This is a genomic window from Coleofasciculus sp. E1-EBD-02, assembly GCF_040218245.1.
Classification (GTDB): domain Bacteria; phylum Cyanobacteriota; class Cyanobacteriia; order Cyanobacteriales; family Coleofasciculaceae; genus Coleofasciculus.
Map to the genome: position 1 here is coordinate 41363 of NZ_JAVJQN010000008.1, position 15593 is coordinate 56955.

At 46.3% G+C, this 15593-nt stretch carries 12 protein-coding genes and 1 pseudogene; 7 read left to right on the forward strand and 6 right to left on the reverse strand.

Translation table 11 applies throughout. The features are described 5' to 3' along the window. Positions 1-6: 6 nt before the first annotated feature. Together RIC07_RS01160 and RIC07_RS01165 are read right to left on the reverse strand one after the other, a co-directional pair. A complete protein-coding gene (locus RIC07_RS01160) occupies positions 7-945 on the reverse strand; it encodes a metallophosphoesterase (RefSeq protein ID WP_446392907.1) in 939 nt (312 codons plus the stop codon). 115 nt (positions 946-1060) lie between these two features. Then, the gene (locus RIC07_RS01165; protein WP_446392908.1) at positions 1061-2125 is read right to left on the reverse strand and encodes an ion channel; all 1065 of its coding nucleotides are present in this window, start codon (positions 2123-2125) and stop codon (positions 1061-1063) included. Between the two features lie 20 nt (positions 2126-2145). On the opposite strand from RIC07_RS01165, the gene RIC07_RS01170 reads away from it, so the two are divergent. Then, positions 2146-2334, forward strand: coding sequence for a hypothetical protein (locus RIC07_RS01170; RefSeq protein ID WP_446392909.1), 189 nt, complete (start codon positions 2146-2148; stop codon positions 2332-2334). A 152-nt stretch (positions 2335-2486) separates the two neighbouring features. Then, complete coding sequence (locus tag RIC07_RS01175) at positions 2487-2897, forward strand: hypothetical protein (protein WP_446392910.1); 411 nt, start codon at positions 2487-2489, stop codon at positions 2895-2897. A 200-nt stretch (positions 2898-3097) separates the two neighbouring features. On the opposite strand, the gene RIC07_RS01180 is transcribed toward RIC07_RS01175, so the two are convergent. The 3 genes from RIC07_RS01180 to RIC07_RS01190 form a co-directional block, all read right to left on the reverse strand. Then, positions 3098-3883, reverse strand: coding sequence for a DUF4058 family protein (locus tag RIC07_RS01180; RefSeq protein ID WP_446392911.1), 786 nt, complete (start codon positions 3881-3883; stop codon positions 3098-3100). A gap of 167 nt (positions 3884-4050) precedes the next feature. Further along, positions 4051-7179: a PAS domain S-box protein gene (locus tag RIC07_RS01185; protein WP_446392912.1), complete on the reverse strand. Its 3129-nt coding sequence runs from the start codon at positions 7177-7179 to the stop codon at positions 4051-4053. Further along, positions 7172-11794, reverse strand: a complete 4623-nt coding sequence (locus RIC07_RS01190) for a PAS domain S-box protein (RefSeq protein WP_446392913.1) — start codon at positions 11792-11794, stop codon at positions 7172-7174. Before RIC07_RS01190 ends, RIC07_RS01185 begins: the two co-directional genes overlap by 8 nt. A gap of 248 nt (positions 11795-12042) precedes the next feature. Here RIC07_RS01190 and RIC07_RS01195 point away from each other — a divergent pair, with 248 nt between their 5' ends. The 4 genes and pseudogenes from RIC07_RS01195 (at position 12043) to RIC07_RS01210 (ending at position 13663) form a co-directional block, all read left to right on the forward strand. Then, positions 12043-12807 (forward strand): Uma2 family endonuclease, encoded by a 765-nt coding sequence (locus RIC07_RS01195; RefSeq protein WP_446392914.1) that lies wholly within the window; start codon positions 12043-12045, stop codon positions 12805-12807. Positions 12808-12920: 113 nt separating this feature from the next. Next, entirely contained in the window at positions 12921-13121 is a 201-nt protein-coding gene (locus tag RIC07_RS01200) for a type II toxin-antitoxin system VapB family antitoxin (protein WP_446392915.1), read from the forward strand. A gap of 65 nt (positions 13122-13186) precedes the next feature. Beyond that, entirely contained in the window at positions 13187-13393 is a 207-nt protein-coding gene (locus tag RIC07_RS01205; protein WP_446380983.1) for a hypothetical protein, read from the forward strand. A gap of 2 nt (positions 13394-13395) precedes the next feature. Next, positions 13396-13663, forward strand: a pseudogene (locus RIC07_RS01210) (type II toxin-antitoxin system RelE/ParE family toxin). Between the two features lie 21 nt (positions 13664-13684). On the opposite strand, the gene RIC07_RS01215 reads toward RIC07_RS01210, so the two are convergent. Further along, on the reverse strand, positions 13685-14134 hold the full coding sequence (locus RIC07_RS01215) for a type II toxin-antitoxin system VapC family toxin (protein WP_446392916.1): 450 nt from the start codon (positions 14132-14134) through the stop codon (positions 13685-13687). Positions 14135-14610: 476 nt separating this feature from the next. Between RIC07_RS01215 and RIC07_RS01220 the strand changes: the two genes are divergently transcribed. Next, positions 14611-15048, forward strand: a complete 438-nt coding sequence (locus RIC07_RS01220) for a GNAT family N-acetyltransferase (protein WP_446392917.1) — start codon at positions 14611-14613, stop codon at positions 15046-15048. Positions 15049-15593: the final 545 nt, after the last annotated feature.

Below are 15593 nucleotides of genomic sequence, written 5' to 3' on the forward strand. Positions count from 1 at the left end.
TTAATCTTAGTTCCCTGTTGCCTGTTCCCTGTTCCCTGTTCCCTGTAGTGTAAACAGAGTGACCTCTGGAGGACAGTTGAGTCGTATGGGCAGATCGCTAAAGCCAATCCCACGATTAACATAGAGCTTATTACCTGAGGCGCCATAGCCGTCACTCCAACCATCGACATGTTCCCAGTTTTTAGCCAATGCTAACCAAGACCATTGGGGTGTGAAGGGTAGGCGAATTTGTCCGCCATGAGTGTGTCCAGCAACGGCTACGGGTGCGGTATTGGCAGGTAAAGCCGGAAAGGATTTGGGATTGTGCATCATTACAATCCTGGGATTTGTGGATGGCACTTGCGCGATCGCATCTTTTGGTTGATCCTTGTTTGCCAGATGGGAACCTATGCCGACTAAATAGAAAGAGTCGGTGTTTCCATCACTGAGATTTTCCCCAGAGTTTCCGGGTTGCGGTAATTTGACGGCTTGATTTTCCAGAACCTCTATACCGACGTCTTCCAACGCCGCCTCTAATCGCGCTGCTAAGTTCTCTTTGGGTGGAGTATCTAGGCTAATCATACCGTAGTCGTGATTACCCAATACCGCATAGGTGGGAATATTGGCTTCGGGTAAGGGACGGAGTAAATCAACGATGTTAGCAATTTCTGGGTCTGTGCCTTTAAAGGCATGGTAAATAAAGTCACCGCTAATCAGGACGACACTAGGGCGTTCTTCTATCAGTTTGGCGATACTACGGCGGACAGTCGGGGTATTATCTAGCCACATTCCGTATTGAAAATCTGAAACCAGTCCAATTCGTTGTCCTTGCCAAGCTGTAGGAAGATTGGGAATGACGGCAATTTCTTCTTCTGTGTCGAGGAGATAAGGCTCAACTAAGCCCCAAATTATAAGGAAACAGAATAGTCCGACTAAACCTAAAAGAATATACTTGATTTTTTTCATGGTTCATGGTTCATTGTTGATTGTTCATGGTTCATTGTTGATTGGTAATCCTCGGCTTTTCTGCTCCCAGACGCGCCATGGCGCGTCTCTACAAGTTCCCCTTCCTGTTGCCTAATCAATGCAATATTACTTTGTCAATCGTCGTCTGGTCATCTAAGGGGGTAGCCCGATTGGTAGTTTGGCTGGAGGCGATCGCATCCCAAACCCAGCCGTCATTGTGAATCAGCGCCAATAGCAGCCGTCGGCGTTTGGTGACGTGTTTGGTGGCGTCCCAAAATTGGCGATCGCTAACCGTGGGAATCCCGTGTTTCCTGAGTCGTTCCAGGGGGGGAAGCGGTGGGTTTTCCGAGGCGGGTTCTAAGTAAGCGGATTTAAGGGTTTTCAAATAAGCCGCACTTGCCCGACGTGCTGCACCTAGCGCCGCTGGATCGGGTTGATTGGACGTTTTGACACCATATTCTAAGATAGTTAGCGCTTCATCAAGAGCCACTAAACTCAAAATGATCGAGCGAGAGCGTTCGATGCTGTGGAAATAATGAAGAATCGGGTAAGTTAGATGGCGTTCTCCCTGTTGGGCTAGCATGGGCGTCAAAGCAATTAAATGCTGGTCAAATTGCCCAAAATCTTTGCCATTCCAGGCTCTGACCAGAATTTCGTCAGCCGTACCACCGAGAGCGGAAATATAAACCGCGAGTTGGCGTTGCTGAGTCGCGGCTGAAACCACAGGTAAGAGATAGGCGATTGCCAAGGTAACTAAAAAGAACCCATTCACCGAAGCAATTGCGGTGGCAATTTGCCAAACTGCACCTTGAGGACTATAACTCCCCATGCCTAGGGTAGAGATGGTATAACCGACAAAGTAAATTCTTTCTAACGTAGTGGCGGGCAGTTTTTTCGGCGTTACCACAGCCGTTTCATCGGCGCTAAACAATAATGTCCATCCCGCCCACGTTAAGGTAAACCAAAGCACGGTGACACTAACGATAACTATCCAGCCTGTAACTAGCAATAAACGGTGATGGGAACGCCAGCGATGAATCTTAAGCGCGATTCTCCATAGCCAAGCCGAGAGTCTGCTGGTTAGAGGTCCTCCTCCGCCCACTGTCAGTGTGGTGATCAGGACATCAATGGAGACAATGATGAGAATGAGCAGTCCGGAAATGACTAGCAGAATCGACATAAGGGAAATTAAAACAGTCCATGCGATCGCAGATTACCTCACCCCAAGGAAAAAAACCTGCATCTGAGGGAATAGGTAGGGGTAGGGGTGTGGGGTGTTGGGTTTCGGGTGTGGGGTGTGGGGTGTCGGGTGTGGGGTTTCGGGTTTCGGGTGTCGGGTGTTGGGTGTGGGGTGTCGGGTGTGGGGAAAATCTTTCCTTGAGCCGATAACGTTACACCCACCGTGTTGGGATCAAATCTAAGCCTAGAGAGAGGGGATTCCTGACTAGGGATATGTCTAAGCTGATATTGGTAATGCTATTGGAATTGCAGTCATTGAGAGGTCAACGTAATGGTTCGGGAGTTTTAGGGAAGGGAAAACTATGGCAAATCAGAATTTCCGTGTAGTCGGCTACATTAGTCCAGTCACATACAGCAAACTCAAGGAGTTTATGGAGGCTCAGGCGTTATCTGAAGCCGAAGCGATCGATAAGATTTTATCAACCTATTTGGGAGCAACTCCCCTACCTAAACCCCCGAATGGTTTTGATACAAGCGAAGGTGGCGACTCAACAGCCGAATCATCCCCACCTGTGTCCCCATCAGCGATTCCTAAAGACAAAAGCTTGACTCAGAACCAATTAGCTGAACGCCTGAAGTGCGATACGAAGAAGTTAACCGACATCCGAGGCTATCCTGTGGTTTTATCCGACTACACCAAAACTCGTGATCCACAGGGAATCGCATGGGAGTATGAAGCTGAATTTGATCGCTATTTTCCTCTCGAAGAATGAATAATAAGTAAGTAGGTAGGGACAATAAAAGTTAACGGCTAAGATCGTCATTCGTCATTCGTCATTTGTAAGGGTTTGAGATCTATTTACATAACTTAATTTAGTTGAATTTATTTCCACCAACCTATTTAGTTGGACAAAACTAAAGTTAACGGTTGAGATGAGGGAACAGGGAACAGGGAACGCTTTCCCTGTTCGCATTATCGCAGTTGTTGCTCGGTTAATAATGTATTTACCCAAACGTGATCATCCGCTAATAATGGCGGTATGGGTTCTTGAGTATAATCGATGGCTAAATCATAACTGGCTTGGTCGTATACATTATTCAACAATACCTGTAAGTCTACGAAGGGTTCGCGATCGCCCGACTTCAAGGGTAAGGGAAATGAGGGAATCGTATCTCGTAGATTAAAGGCATACAAATCAGCTTGAGGACGACGATCTCCTCGACTGACTAAAATTCGATAATGAGTTTGACTATTGCTATGATAAATTGGCAAAGGTTTTCCTTTACGCAGTAAATCGATTTCCACTAAATGAGTTGAACTGCCAAATATTTTATTGCGTTTAGTTTCATAGTCTTGGCGACCTTCTCCAGAACGTTTATTAATTGGAGAGAGAATTTCAATGACGGTTACGACTTCACCTGTGGCGACTTCTCGTACTTCTAAATAACCTTGTTTAATGGTTTCGGGTACGGGAACTTGTACTGTCTGGGGTTGAGGTGGGGATGGGGCGACAGCAACATTGGTCATTGGCTGTTCAGTTGTCGTCTGTGAACCTTTGACTGTTAAATCTGGAATACCAACCAGGAGTGATTTTTCGCCAATGGTTTCATACAGACGCACTTCAACCGCAACTCGGTATTTGGGACGCAGTTGAGGAGAAAGTGACCTAGCTAGTTCAACAATTAGCCAGTGATGGACTCCGGGCCAGATTTCTGGGTGTTCTAGGTAAGGGTTCATCCCAGGAAAAGGGTTTGGCATAAAAAACCTCCCTCGGCGTTAGATTCTCGTTGCTTAGATTTTATCGTTGTTTTGTCCTAGCGTTGGGAATTCGCGGAATCAGACAGGTGTTTGAGAATGTCGCTGACTTAAGGCTGGTGGGCAATGCCCACCCTACGGTTTCCGGATGTAATGCGAATCTATTTTGCTTATTCCTTATGCCTTATGCCTTGATCAGTAAAGATGGGAAAGCGCACGGTGAATGTGGCACCCTGACCTGATCCGGGACTTTCTGCCCACACGGTACCGCCTTGTAGTTCCACTAGGTAACGCACGATCGCTAATCCCATGCCAATACCGCCGTATGATCGCGTCAGTGAACCATCCCCCTGACGGAAGCGATCAAAGACAAAGGGGAGAACGTCGCCATGAATCCCAATCCCGGTATCACTTACCTGGATTTGCGCCTGATCCTCAATCTGTTCTAAGCAAACCTGAATCTGTCCTCCCTTGGGTGTGAATTTGACCGCATTGGAGAGTAAGTTCCAGACAATTTGCTGTAAGCGGCTGGCATCCCCTAATATGGGAGTCACTGAACCATCTATCTGCGTCTCGATTTGCAGTTTCTTTGCTTCAGCCGCCGCCTGAATAGAGGTAATCGCCCGTTGGATAATCGGCATCAGTTCCACAGGGGAGACATGCAGCGTCAGTTCTCCGGTGATAATATCCGACATATCCAGGACATCTTCAATCAGTTGCGCCAAGGATTGAGTATTGCGAGAAATCGTCTCCAGCGCCCGCGCCATCTTCTCTTCATTTAAGCGGCGCATAGGTAGAAGCTTGGCTAAACCGAGTATTGAATTCAGGGGGGTGCGGAGTTCGTGGGAAAGGGTGGCGAGAAACTCATCTTTCAGGCGGTTGGTTTGGGCTAATTCATGAGACTGTCGCTTTAAAATGGCTTCAGATTGTTTGCGATCGCTAATATCCAGAATAAACGCTACTGCTTCATCCCGCGCCTCACCCAGCAACACATAACCCACCAATACCCAAACCCGAGTCCCGTCTTGGCGAATATACTCTTTTTCATAAGGAATACACCGTCCTTTTTCCTTTGCCTGGGCAATGTTCCTCTCATCTAAGGGGAGATACTCTGGTGGAGTGATGTCACGCCAGCCCAATCGCCCTGCTTGCAAATCCTCCCGGCTGTAGCCGACAATATCCAAGAAGGTATCATTGGCGTCTTGGATTCCTCCATAGATGTCGCAAAAGAGAATCCCAATCAAATCCGATTCAGCAAATCGCTGTAACCGTTCTTGGCTGGCTTTCAGCGCTTGCTTGGCTTGAGACGATTCGATGGCAATCTCGGTTAAGTGGGTGAATTGGTCGATTAAATTCCAATCCTCAGCGCTGGGATGGCGGGGTGTGGGATAATACATGGCGAAGGTTCCCAAAACGTCACCATTGCTGGAGTGCAGGGGAATCGACCAACAGGCTGCTAGATTCTCGGATAGGGCAATGTCTTTGTAGTCTGCCCAAAGCGGGCTGCTGGCAATGTCGCAGACAATTACAGGTTCGTCACGATAAGCGGCTGTGCCACAACTTCCCGCACAAGAACCAATCGCTAAACCGTTAGTGACCTGCTGGAAACGTTCGGGTAAACGACTCGCACAACCATAATATAATCTCTGCTTTTGCTCATCTAACAGCAACACTGCACCAATTGACTCATCTGCGTGAGACTCAATCAATTGCGTAATAGTATCGAGGATATCAGACAGGGGAACATTGGTGGCAATTGCTTCCAGAATCTGCTTCTGTCCCTGGAGTAACTCTTCTGCCCGTTTGCGATCGCTAATATCGGTGGCGATGGAGATGATGGTACGCCTGCCATCTGGTAATTTTCCTAGAGGGGCGGAACTAAAATCCCAAATTCTCTGGCTACCCTGTTTCGTGGCGATCGCGAATTCTCCCTCATGGATTTTATCATTCAACGCATATAACTGATCAATCCTCTCTCGCACAACCTCTCGACGTTCACCATAGGCTTTTTCCGTCCAATCTGCCATGGTGGGAATGTCGGCATGAGTATATCCGGTCAATTCCGTCCACATTTGGTTAACTTGCAGCACTTCCCCATCTTCGGCGTGAATAATCAGCGGATAAGGGGCATTAATTACCGCTTGTCGGAATCGTTGTTCACTTTGTCGCAGCGCTTCCTGCATCTGCTGGCGTTCCGTGATCTCCATGGACATCCCGGCTAACCAGCGTTGTCCAGAGGCGGTTTTCAAGGGAAATTTATAGGAAAGGTAATAGTGGATTCCATTTCCGTTTTCTAGGGTTTCTTGCAGTTCAATCGCGTGATCACCCGCTAACGCCTTGACATCATTCTCCCGGATTTGTTGCGCGATCGCATCTGAAAAGAGGTCAAAATCGGTTTTTCCTAGCCAATCTATCAAAGGACGATCGCAACGGTTTTCCACCAGCCGATTAACAAAGATATAGTGTCCTGATTCCTCTTTAATATAAGCAGCTACTGGGCTATAGTCCATAAAATTTTGGAACAGTTCTTGGCTTTCCCGCAGTTGGGCTTCTGTTTGCTTCTGTTGGTGAATCTCCGTCGCCGTGCCAAACCATTTGATAATTTTACCGTGGCTATCTCGGAGGGGGAAAGCGCGACTCAAATGCCACCGAAATTCCCCATCGGCGCGTCTGAGTCGATGCTCACATTCGTATAATTTACCCGTTGCTACGGAATGATTCCAGGCGTCTGTTGTCTTTTGTTCATCGTCGGGATGCAGGACAGGTTTCCAGCCCCAGCCTTGACCCTCCTGTTGAGAAATGCCACTGTATTCCGCCCAACGTTGATTATAATAATCCACTGAACCATCAGATTCAGCCGTCCAGACAATCTGGGGTAAACTTTCAGCCACTAATCGGAACTTTTCTTCGCTTTCTATTAACGCCTCTTGTCCGCATATAACTTGCTCTCTGGCAATCGTTAAACCGGAGATTGTGCTACTCAGAAATAACCCTTCTAGAACAAACAAAACTAAGCGCAGGGTTTGTCCTAAACTATCCACCCCCAAAGAATAGGTTGGCGATAAAACCAGATAACCGCCGCTTAACGCCGCCAAAACTGTTGCGAAGATTCCCGCCCCCCTGCCACCATACCAGGCACTCACCATCACGGCGGCTAAACAGAGCAAAAATGGGCTTTCTAGTTCCCACAAAGGTGTCAGGAATAGTTGCAGAGAAAGGGCGATGGCGATGGCGAATAGGGAAACACTGTAACGCCACCCAAGGTGACAAAGGGGTTTAATTCTGATTGTCCTATTCATCGAATCCGTTGAGGAAATCTCCAGTGCTAGCCGTTCTTGCCGCTAACTGAACAATAACCTTGAGTAATTGCTTCGGTTCAATCGGCTTAGGGATATGCATTTGGAAGCCTGCTGATAGGGCTTGCAGGCGGTCTTCTTCTCTAGCATAAGCGGTTACAGCCACCGCCGGGATTTGTCCCCCTTGGGCTGACGGTAACGCCCTGATCCGGCGAATCAGCCTGTAGCCATTTCCACCGGGCATACCAATATCACTGAGTAGCAAATCATAGTTCATTTGTTGCAGCCGTTCTAGCGCTTCAGTTGCTGATGCTGTGGCAGTTGCCATCGCCCCGTACTGTTCCAGAACGGCGATTAAGACTTCACGGGTATCTGCATCATCATCGACCACTAAGACCCGTATCCGACTTAGGAGTGATGTGTCAAAGGTCAAGGATGAATCAATTCCATCGTCGGCAGTTATTTTTTTGTCGTCATCGTCCAAAAGAGGTAGTTTAACAATAAATGTCGCCCCTTGTCCTTCTCCGGGGCTTTCGGCGTGAATTGTACCGCCTTGCAATTGCACCAGATTTTGGGCGATCGCTAATCCTAATCCTAAGCCGATTTGTTTTCTGGCGGTGGTGCTATCAGCTTGGCGGAAGCTTTCAAAAATATGAGGCAAAAACTCTGGACGAATTCCTTTCCCTGTATCCCTAACCCGGATTTGGGCAAAGTGATCCACTGGTTCTAAATAAATCTCCACTCGTCCCCCTGCTGGGGTAAACTTAACCGCATTGGAGAGGAGATTCCAAATCACTTGTTGTAAGCGGTTGGTGTCACCCGAAACCCAAGCCACAGCCGCCGCATCGAACTGGCAGTCAATGTGAATCTGTTTATCCGTCGCCAAGGGGCGCACCGTATCCAGCGCCGCTTCAATCACAGAAACCAGATTCGTGGGACAGATATTCAGGCGAATGTTACCCCGAATAATCCGGGAAATATCCAGTAAATCGTCAATCAGTTGGGCTTGGGCTTTGGCGTTGCGTTCAATTGTCTCTAGGGCGCGATTCGTCTTTTGTTCATCCAACTGGCGGATGCGGAGTAACTTTGCCCAACCCAAAATCGCATTGAGGGGCGATCGCAATTCATGGGAGACTATGGCTAAAAACTCATCCTTGGTGCGACTCGCCGCTTCCGCCACCGCACGGGCTTCCTGTTCCCGCACCAGTAGCTGATTGCGTTCAGCTTCTGCAAGTTTAATATCGGTGATATCCCGGGCGATACCCAAGACTGATTCCACCGTGCCATCTTCAGCCAATTCCGGCACCATCCGGGCTTGATAGTATCGAGTTGTATTATCGGGGGTGAGAAAATCAAACTCTGTAATTCGCTCTTTTCCAGTCGCCAATATTTCTCGCAGCGTGGTTTGCCACTGGGTACTTATGGGTTCGGGAATGCCTAACTCCCGATGAGTTTTACCCAAAAAAGCTTGGGCTGATAATCCCGTTACCGCTTCTATGGCTGGGTTGACATAAACATGACGTAACTCTTGATCAATGCGGGAAATAATATCCGGAGAATTTTCCACCAAAGCTTGGAATTCCTGTTGGCGACGATACAGTTCAGCTTGGATTTGCTGGCGTTCCGTCACGTCTCTCCAAGTGGCAATAAACCCATCGCGAAAGGGGGCAATGCAAATATCAAAGACTCGACTCAGGTACTGCTGACCATAGTTATCGGTATACAAAACCGATTCTTTCACTAACGGTTGTCGAGTTTCCACCGCCTGACAATATTCGGCAAATAGCCCCGTTTCTCGATGGGCGGGGAGGATTTGGCACAATCCCTTACCGATTTGCTTGTCTTGGCTTAAACAGTTACTTTCACAAACCGCCGTATTAACATAGTCGATGCGAAAATCAATAATCTTACCCGATTCATCACGTATGGCGGAGTAAATACCAAAACAGTCCAACATTGTCTCCACCGAGGTGCGGAATAATTCCTCCCGTTCTTGCAGTTGGACTTCGGCTTGTTTACGATCCGTAATATCCAGAACCACACCCATCATGCGTGTGGGTGCGTCATTCTCATCATAAAAAGCACGACCCTTTGCCGCAATCCAGCGTTGTGTGCCATCGCCATGGATAATCCGATAGTCACAGGTATAGTCTTGTTTAGTTTGGAGGGCATCGGCTACTGTATGATTGACGCGATCGCGATCGTCTGGATGTAGGCAATTGGTAAACACCTGATAATCATAATCCGCCTCGTCCGCTGGCAAACCAAACATCAGCTTACAAGAGTTTGACCAGATAAGTTTTCCGGCTGGCACATCGTAATCCCATATCCCTAACTTTGCCGCATCCAAGGCTAATCGGAGTCGTTCTTCACTCTCCCGCAGCGCCAATTCAGCTTGGGTCAAATCCGTGATATCCCGCGTTATCCATAATACCGATGGAATTGAGCCATCTTGAGTCAACTCTGGAACTAAACGGGCTTCATAGTAACGAGTGACATCATTTTGGTCGAGAAAATCAAATTTAATTGTCGTCGGTTCTCCCGTCGCGAAAACCGTTTCCAGGGCGCTATCCCAGACTTCACACTGCTGGTGAGGCATCCCTAACTCCCGGTTCGTTTTGCCGATAAACTCCGCCGCCGCCCGTCCGGTAACGGGTTCTATGGTTGGGCTAACATAAAGATGGCGCAATTGACGGTCAAATCGAGCGATAATATCCGGTAAATTCTCGATTAGGGTTTGATACTCCTGTTGGCGGCGATAAAGTTCTGCCTGAATCTGCTTACGCTCTGTAATATCTCTGACTGTAGCCACCACTGTTTCAATCGTACCCTCAGCATTAGCAACGGGTGAGAGAATATATTCATACTGCCGAATTCCCTGCACCGTCGGGAAGCTGATTTCATCCGTCAAGCTTTGTCCGGTTTCAAATACCAGTTGGCGTTGAGCATCATAGGATTCCATCAGGGTTGCAGGTAAACCCAACGCTTGCCAGGTTTTCCCCACCATATCACTGGGCTGTCGTCCTAAGGCTTTGGCGGCTGATACACTAACGTAGAGGTATTTACCGTGACGGTCATAGAGGTAAATGTGATCCACAGACGCACTGAGAATACCCTGTAACAGTCCCACCTGCTGCTGCACCTGATGTGCCAGGTGTTGCCGTTCCGCTTCAACCTGCTTACATTCTGTGATATCCCGCCAAGTAGCGATAAAGCCATCTCCTAACTTCGTCGCCCGGATATCATAAGCACGAGACAGACGTTGTTGACCAAAATTATCTTCGTAAATCAGGGATTCTTTAATTAAGGGTTCACCCGTTTCCACCACCTGAGAGTAGTCCCAAAATAGTCCAGTTTCCCGATGCGCCGGGAAGAGGTGGCATAACGACTGACCAATTTGTTCTTCTTTACTTAAAAAGTTATCACGGCAAGCAGAAGCGTTAACATAGTCGATGCGAAAATCCACAATCTCACCCGATTCATCGCGGATTGCGGTATAAATACCAAAACAATCCAGCATATTTTCCACAGAGGTGCGAAATCGTTCTTCACTCTGCCGCAATTTTTGGTTAAATTCTTGTAAGCGAGTATAGGCTTTGGTTAATAAAGCATTGAGTTGAGCGCGAGTGAGAGAGTTGCTATCTGCCGCAGGTTTAGCGGTAACGGTTTCCGGTTGTGCGATCGCCGCTCCCAAGAGTAAACTGACAATACCTTGCGTCAGTAGACTCAGTTGGTGCAGCGATAAAATGTCGGCGGAAATGGGCAATGGGGACAAGGAGAGGGCGCTAGGATAAAAAATTAGGTAGTCTAGCGCTGTCACGGCGATAGAAAAGCTAACCAACAGCATCCCACCCATCACACCAAAACGGATAGCTGCCCAAAGAATCGGTAGAAAACCAATATACAATAATCGCTCGAATGTCAAGCCGGAATCCTGAGTTGCCCAAACGGTGAGGGTAGCGATACCGATACTCAAGAATCCCAGTCCCAGGAGTTCCAGCCATTGATGCAGCGAGAGGCTCCAAACCGAGGAACTTTCTTGGTCTGAGTCAGGAAGCCATCCTTTATTTTGCCAGAATCGGGTGATAAATAAAAGGGCTGTTGGCGCTACAGCGAGGATACCAATCGCTTGTCCTAACCAGTTGTATGATACGTTCTGTAGTAGAGTAGACGGCGTTATTTTACCCCAAGCCAGCAACGCGAGACTATGAACCGTGGCGGAAGTGCAAGAGGCGGCGAGAGTCGCACTGGCAATAAAGACAACAGCATCAGCGAGACGTTTGAGTGACAGCGAACCTTGCCAGAGTTGGCGATAAAGAAGCCAAGTTATCAGTGGAACAATTATATCAGTGCATCTGAGCAAACCCGTCCAGTCACCATGTCCCCAAAAGGGGGCGATGACGAGTGAGATGATTCCGGTTAAGATAAGTCCTATCCATTCAAACCAGAGAGTAAGTGCGATCGCGACTCCAGAAGGGAAAAACCACAGCGATAGTCCCGGTTGCACCTGATAGAGAAGTGCCAACCCATGAGCTAAAAATAGGGCGAATCCAGATAAGACAATGACAAGCCACAACTGCTGGCGAGTCAAGGGCGTAGAGTTGGGAGCAAAACGCATAGAGAAACTTTCCTCAGACTTGCCATAATCTGTTTATTTTAATCCTAAAATAAGTCTTAAGGATGAGGTAGATATCCCCTACTACCCAATCCCTGATATCATGTCCGGTTGCAGACCATCCTCTAGGGCAGAAGGCAGAAGGGAAGGAGAAGCGGTAAGATTACAAAAACGGATTTGGCAGCAATGCGCGATCGCTCATCAGCGAATCTGACCATTAAACTAAAGATAGAAGTATACCATCCTTCCCGATGACCCTTGCCAAGGATTCAGCACCAACAGATCAAATTACTTCCCTTAACGACACAGAGGATATTATTATTCCTCCATGTGATTTGTTGAGTGATGAACCTCCCTTGGAAAGTGACCTACATCGAGATCAAATAGAACTCCTGCTGGCTTGCCTCAAGTGGTGGTGGCGAGAACGCACTGACTTCTATGCCACTGGCAATCTTACCATCTACTTTAGCCCAGAACACATCACCACGCGAGACTTTAGAGGACCCGATTTTTTTGTCGTGTTAGGAACAGAAAATCGACCCCGCAAAAGTTGGATCTTATGGGCAGAACAGGGTAAATACCCGAATGTAATTGTGGAACTGCTTTCTGACAGCACCGCTACAGTTGATAAAGACTTTAAGAAAAAACTTTACCAGGACACCTTCCGCACTCCCGAATATTTTTGGTTTCATCCAGATACGTTGGAGTTCCAAGGGTTTATACTGATGGCGGGTGAGTACCAACCGATAGAACCCACTAATCAAGGGTGGTTATGGAGTCGTCAGTTGGAACTTTTTTTAGGAATTTATGAGTCAAAGCTGCGTTTTTTCAGCCCAGAGGGTCAACTCGTCGCCACACCAGAAGAGAGGGCAGAAATTGCCCAGAAACAAGCCAAAACTGCTCAAAAACAAGCAGAGACAGAACGACAGCAGCGGGAACTAGCACAACAGCAGGTAACAGAATTACGAGCTAGACTTAAAGCGTTAGGCGTTGAACCCGATTTGCCAGAGTCGTAAGCGTTCATCAATGAATAGCCGCATATCGGTGATGAGGGTTTAAATCTTTCTAATGCTGTCCTCTGGCTTAAAAATGAATATATTGTCATACCTTAATTGTACTAGATAAATCCATGGCAACCAATCTTGAAATTGACGAAAACCTTCTTCAAGAAGCACTTTCATTGTGCGAGCATTCAACAGCAGATCGGTTGATTGAAGCAGCTTTACGAGAATACATTCAACGTCGCAAACAACTGAAAGTTTTGGAGTTATTTGGAATGATCGACTATGAAGAAGATTATGATTACAAGCAACAAAGACAAACAAGATGAACGTTATTGTTGACAAGGTAAAGTTCATAGGGGAAGAAGGTCAGTATGATGAGGTATGATAAATTATGACTTTTAATGATGTCGTTGAGGCGATCCAGAGTCTTTCCACAGATGAAAAGCTGGAAATTCAACTGTTGTTGGAGCAATACATCCGTGAAGAACACCGTGACGAGATATATAGGAACTTCAAGTCAGCGCAGGTTGAACAACAAAAAGGGGAACTAAAGTTTTCCGCCAATATTAACGAACTAAGACAACTGATAGAGGAATAATCGTGGAAGTCAGTTTCAGTTCTTCGTTTAAACGTGCATTTAAAAAACGCATTATAGGGTAATACAGATTTAGAGACAAGGTTTTGGCAAAAATTGGAACAGTTTACGGTAGATCCCTTCGAGCCAAGTTTGAAAACACACAAACTATCAGGCAAGCTTAAAGATTTATGCAGTTTCAGTGTAGATTACGATGAGAGGGTATTGTTCTACTTTACAGAAGATGGAAAAGCTGTTTTTGTAGATATTGGTAGCCATGATGAAGTGTATTAATGCATTAAATAGTGTCTATGTTCAAATATGACGGGGATCTATGACTTCAATTTGAGAACACCAAGAAAAATCATTTACATTAAACGTGTAAATACTAGTGACATGATGAGCTAACATAATGGCAATATGAAGTAAGTCGAAAATTCCCCCATTAGTCACGGGTCGTTCTTCCAGTAAAATTAGCCAACGTTCAAATAGATCGAGAGGAGTTGGGAGCAAACAGACGTGAGGCATTTGGCAAATCCGTTTAATCCGGATCATGGCTTCTGTTGGCTCTAGGGGTTTGGCTAAGATGGCAGGATTTGTGATATAAGAGTAAAATTCTGCTAAAACTTGCGATGAGACGCATAAAATTTCTGTTTCACTGGGTCTAAATATCTCTAATGCTGCTCTGTGTAAAGGTGCTTTAGTATTGACAACATAGGCGAGTACATTGGTGTCGAGATAAATTCGTTTAGGCTCTGTTTCCATAGAGCATACGGCGACTAAAGGATTGTAGAATTTCGCTTTCAAAGAATAACGGAGTGGGATCGAATTCTGACAGTTGAGCCTCTGTTAATGGATTATGATGTCTATTTATAGCTCTAAATATATCTATCATCCCATGGATCTGCTCGATTTGTTCAGGAGTGAGTCCGGTAACATCAAGAGTTGTAGTCATTTGGGGTTACGATTAGGGGTTATAGATATTTTAGCTGAACTAGGCGGACGCAAGGCAAGCAAGTAGAAAAATTTTTTTGCCATGGCGACTAGAAGTCGCTGCTACACTTGCCAAAGTCCGCAAGGTAAGGACTAGATTATAAAGGGGGTAGTCAACCTGGATTTAGTATCAGAACCAACAGATAAAGTTACTTCCCCTACCGACACAGAGGGTTCAATGCAAATGACGGCAAATTCTAGAGACAAGCTTCCGCAAAATATCAGAATCAGAAACGATCTCAAGCCAGGTGATAAGTAGTCGGACAAAAGAAAACAGCACCATACTAAGTTTTGTAAACAAACCTCAAACCCTTACTGTTCCCTGTTCCCTGTTCCCTGTTCCCTGTTCCCTAATCTCAACCGTTCACGTTAATTGTGTCCACCTACTTATCGGCTATTTGACCTATCTGCATGGAATATTATATGCAAAAGAATATGGATGGGACAATACTTTTGAGGCGTATGTAGCCTGTCCTTTGGCTGAGTTTGCCAAATCACAGACTGATCGAGAACGGATATGGATCGTTGAAAAAGATGGAAAGGTTGCTGGCTCAATTGCTATCGTTGAAGCTTCTCAAGAGAACGCTCAACTCCGCTGGTTACTGCTTCATCCTAATTTGCGTGGATACGGGATTGGTAAAACTCTGGTAGAAGCAGCCATTCGTTTTTGCCAAAATAGTGATTAGTCCTTGGTTTTTCTCTGGACAGTTAGCACACTGACTAAAGCAGCAAAACTGTACCAATCAGTAGGATTTAAACTGACCGAAGAAAATATACATAAGTTGTGGGGTACGATGGTAACAGAGCAGCGATATGAATTAGATTTTTAACTCGTGATCCAGAAGGGATGGCGTGGGAATACAATGTTTCGCTGAGTTGGGGAAAGCAGGAGTTGGGTAATGTTGATGATTAAGGTATTGCTATGATTAATTCAAGAATCGGTAGGTGTTAGGGTTCGTTCCCTCAAGCCATTTTAAAACAGAGGCGATTCTCGTTCCGAGACGCTACGCGATCGCATGTCACACCTGACACGCTACTCTATAATTGTCAAAACTACAAATAGGAAACAACAATGTCAACCATTTATCGTTTTAAAGCAAACGAAATCGATCGTGATTTCTTGGAATAAATCAAAGCGACATTTGGAGATAAAGAAGTTGAAATTATTGTTTCAGGATTTGATGAAACCGAGTATCTTTTAAAATCAGAAGCCAACAAAACTAGGCTTTTA

Excerpts from the sequence above, each read along its gene's own strand:
- RIC07_RS01185 (WP_446392912.1), bottom strand. The coding sequence starts at position 7,179 with ATGAATAGGACAATCAGAATTAAACCCCTTTGTCACCTTGGGTGGCGT.
- RIC07_RS01180 (WP_446392911.1), bottom strand. The coding sequence starts at position 3,883 with ATGCCAAACCCTTTTCCTGGGATGAACCCTTACCTAGAACACCCAGAA.
- RIC07_RS01195 (WP_446392914.1), top strand. The coding sequence starts at position 12,043 with ATGACCCTTGCCAAGGATTCAGCACCAACAGATCAAATTACTTCCCTT.
- RIC07_RS01175 (WP_446392910.1), top strand. The coding sequence starts at position 2,487 with ATGGCAAATCAGAATTTCCGTGTAGTCGGCTACATTAGTCCAGTCACA.
- RIC07_RS01190 (WP_446392913.1), bottom strand. The coding sequence starts at position 11,794 with ATGCGTTTTGCTCCCAACTCTACGCCCTTGACTCGCCAGCAGTTGTGG.
- RIC07_RS01205 (WP_446380983.1), top strand. The coding sequence starts at position 13,187 with ATGACTTTTAATGATGTCGTTGAGGCGATCCAGAGTCTTTCCACAGAT.
- RIC07_RS01215 (WP_446392916.1), bottom strand. The coding sequence starts at position 14,134 with ATGGAAACAGAGCCTAAACGAATTTATCTCGACACCAATGTACTCGCC.
- RIC07_RS01160 (WP_446392907.1), bottom strand. The coding sequence starts at position 945 with ATGAAAAAAATCAAGTATATTCTTTTAGGTTTAGTCGGACTATTCTGT.
- RIC07_RS01170 (WP_446392909.1), top strand. The coding sequence starts at position 2,146 with ATGCGATCGCAGATTACCTCACCCCAAGGAAAAAAACCTGCATCTGAG.
- RIC07_RS01200 (WP_446392915.1), top strand. The coding sequence starts at position 12,921 with ATGGCAACCAATCTTGAAATTGACGAAAACCTTCTTCAAGAAGCACTT.
- RIC07_RS01165 (WP_446392908.1), bottom strand. The coding sequence starts at position 2,125 with ATGTCGATTCTGCTAGTCATTTCCGGACTGCTCATTCTCATCATTGTC.